General features: G+C 71.5%; 2 protein-coding genes. One reads left to right on the top strand and one right to left on the bottom strand.

The genetic code is table 11. The features are described 5' to 3' along the window. Positions 1-9: 9 nt before the first annotated feature. Positions 10-1,611 (bottom strand): M15 family metallopeptidase, encoded by a 1,602-nt coding sequence (locus PROKR_RS37730; RefSeq protein WP_425414958.1) that lies wholly within the window; start codon positions 1,609-1,611, stop codon positions 10-12. Between the two features lie 662 nt (positions 1,612-2,273). Between PROKR_RS37730 and PROKR_RS29050 the strand changes: the two genes are divergently transcribed. Next, positions 2,274-2,552 (top strand): hypothetical protein, encoded by a 279-nt coding sequence (locus PROKR_RS29050; RefSeq protein ID WP_036971049.1) that lies wholly within the window; start codon positions 2,274-2,276, stop codon positions 2,550-2,552. Positions 2,553-2,909: the final 357 nt, after the last annotated feature.

Here is a 2,909-nt window from a genome sequence, read left to right on the forward strand (position 1 = left end):
CGTCATCCGTCAGCCCAGCTCCGGCCGGCGGGGCCGGCGGCTCGCCCGGACCACGGTCGACGACTTCGAGAGGACACCGAGCAGGCTGGACGACGTCGCGTCGGCCGTGCCCTCCGGGTCCTCGTCCGGGCAGGTCGTCGGATCGGTCTCGGAGCCGGTGCCGTCGGCCGGATCGACCGCGTCCGCACAGCAGTCCGTGTCGGTCCCGTCGCCAGCCTCTTCCTCGGTCGCGTTCTCCTCGGCGGCCTTCTGCTCGGTCGTCTCGCTCGACCCGGCCGGGTCGACCTCGCAGTCGGGGTCGGTGGACGGGTCCGGGTCAGGCTCTTCCGCCGGGTCGGACGGCGTCGGCGACGGCGAGGGCTCGGACGGCGTCGGGCTCGGCTCCGGATCGTCGCTCGGGTCCGGGGTCGGGGTCGGCGTCGGCGTGGGCGTGGGCTTCGTCGTCGGGTCCGTCGGCGTGGGCTTCGTCGTCGGGTCCGTCGGCTTGGGCTCCGTCGGCTTCGGCGGCTTCTGCGACGGCGGGTTGGCCCCCGGCTCGTCCGACGGCTTCGCGGGCTTCCCGGCGCTGCTCCCGCCGCTCGGCTTCGGGTCGGGCGACGGCTTGTAGCGCGGGGTCGCCGAGTCGGACGGCGTCCAGGTGCCGACGTCGGACGGATCGATCGCGCGGTTCGGGATCGAGCCCGCCGCGAAGAACTCGAAGTGCCACGGCTCGGGCTTGGCGCCGCCGAGGCGGGCCCAGGACGGGTTGTCCCAGCCGTAGTCGGGCCCGTGCAGCCGCAGCCAGACGTACTCGTCGGAGGCGCCGCCCGCGATCGGGTTGCCGAGGTCCACCGCGAGGCCCCAGCCGTGGTTCGACGTGCCGGGGACCGCCGCCAGGTGCGGCTTTGTCTTCGCCACCGCGACCTGCAGCTCGTAGGAGCGGTAGGAGTCGGTGATCGGGATCGGGTAGCCGAACTCCTCCTCGAACTCCACGTTGAGCGCCGTGAAGCGCTCCGCGGCGTCGCAGCGCAGCATGTGGCCGGGGGCGAAGCTCAGCGGGCACAGCACGTCGGTCGGGATGCGGCCGTTCGCGTAGCCCAGCGTGGAGCCGCCGAAGGCGGAGACGACGTCGAGCAGGCTCTCGCGCAGGGAGACACCGGCCCGCCCGCCGAGCCCGGCGAGCCCTTCGACCTCCACCAGCGCGTTCGGCACCGACGGGTCCAGCATGTTCGCCAGCCGGACGGCGGCGATGACCACCTCGTCGTAGGTGACATAACCAGCGTGCGGGTCGCCCTCCGCCGGGTCGATCACCGAGGTGCGCTCGTTCGACACCTGGACGGCGGGCGGGGTGTCGTCGTCGGACGGCGTCCTGGTCTCGTCCTGGCCGGAGTCGTCCTGGCCGGGCCCGTCCTGGCCGGAGTCGTCCTGGCCCGAGTCGTCCTGATCGGTGTTCTCCTGGTCCGCGTTCTCCTGGTCGGAGCCGCGCGCATCAGCGTCCCCGTCCTGGTCGGAGCCGGAGCCCGGACCGTCCGTGTCCGGCCCGGTGCCGCGCGCGGGAGCGTCCTCGACGCGAAGGCCTTCGTTGTTCTCGCCGAACGCGAGCTGCTGCATCTGGTAGGTCGTGTAGAGCATGCCGAGCTCGGCGGCAGCCTGCGCCACGGTGGGGCTGAAGGCGGGCCCCTGCTCCTGAGCCTCCTGCTCCGCGCGCTCGAGCACCGCGACGATCTGAGTGAGCGTGACGCCCTGCGGGGCGGTCTCGGTCTCGCCCACCGTGACGCTCTGGAGCAGGCCGTAGAGCCGGATCGGCAGGTCGTCGCCGTCGCGGGCAACCTGCGTACCGGGAACGCTCGCCGCCGCCGTGACAAGCACGCCCGCGGCGATCGCCGTCGCGACAGCGCCGGTCCAGGCTCGTCGGAGATACCTGCGCAGGCCGGTCCGGGGTACGTGTGGAACGAGCGACTTCGCCTGGTTCACGCGTCTCCCCCTCGGTCGGTGCGCCGCCTGCTGGAGCGCGGCGCATGCCGTTTCGGATCCTTACACAGCAGTATCACGATCTGGTGAACTCGGGTGGAGTAATTATCGGCGCCCAGGTGAACCGCACTGCCTGGAGGCAGCGGACGGCGCACGCCAGGCGTCGGCGACGCCCCACGATCGACAAGAGTAACGATTCGGGCGTACAACGCAATGAAGTCTTCCTGGTGCATCTCGGATGCTTCACACTGACCCGGGTCCGTACGGGCGCACCGCGCCCGCAACCGAGCGGCCGGAGGTACGGCCGTGAAAGGAAGTCCCCCATGACCGAGACTCCCAACGCACCCGCAGTCGAGGGCACCGTGCAGGACCCGCAGGCGAACGTCGTCGCGATCGTCGGCTTCGTCCTCGCGTTCGTCGCGCCCCCGATCGGGATCATCCTCTCGGCGATCGCTGTGTCGAAGGCCGGCAAGACGGGCATCGACAGCAAGCTCGCGAAGTGGGGTCTGGCCCTCTCGATCATCTTCACCGTGCTGTACCTGATCTTCGTCGCGCTCGGTGTCGTCGCGGCACTCTCGCTGCCGGCCGGCTCGGGCGCCTGACCTGAGGTAGCGCGCACCGGGTGGCACGCGCGCCCGGCAGCACCGCACAGCACAGAGGCTGTCGCTCCTGCGGGGCGACGGCCTCTGTCGTCCCAAGGCCTGATGTCGGTGCCCTATCCAGAACCAATCGGATACTCCACAATATGGCCTGACATTTCCGACTACCTGCCAACCAGGGGAGCACTACCACCATGACCACGCCCGACACCACGACCCCCGAGGCCGCGACCGAAGAGAACGCGGCCACGGCTGCCACCGAGGTCGTGGAGACCGAGCCCGCCGAGGCGGCGGCGACGTCCGAGGCGAAGGCAGAGACCGAGGCCCCCGCTTCCGAGCCGGCCACCGAGGCCGCTCCCG

This window comes from Promicromonospora kroppenstedtii DSM 19349 (assembly GCF_000515355.1).
GTDB classification, from domain to species: Bacteria; Actinomycetota; Actinomycetes; order Actinomycetales; family Cellulomonadaceae; genus Promicromonospora; species Promicromonospora kroppenstedtii.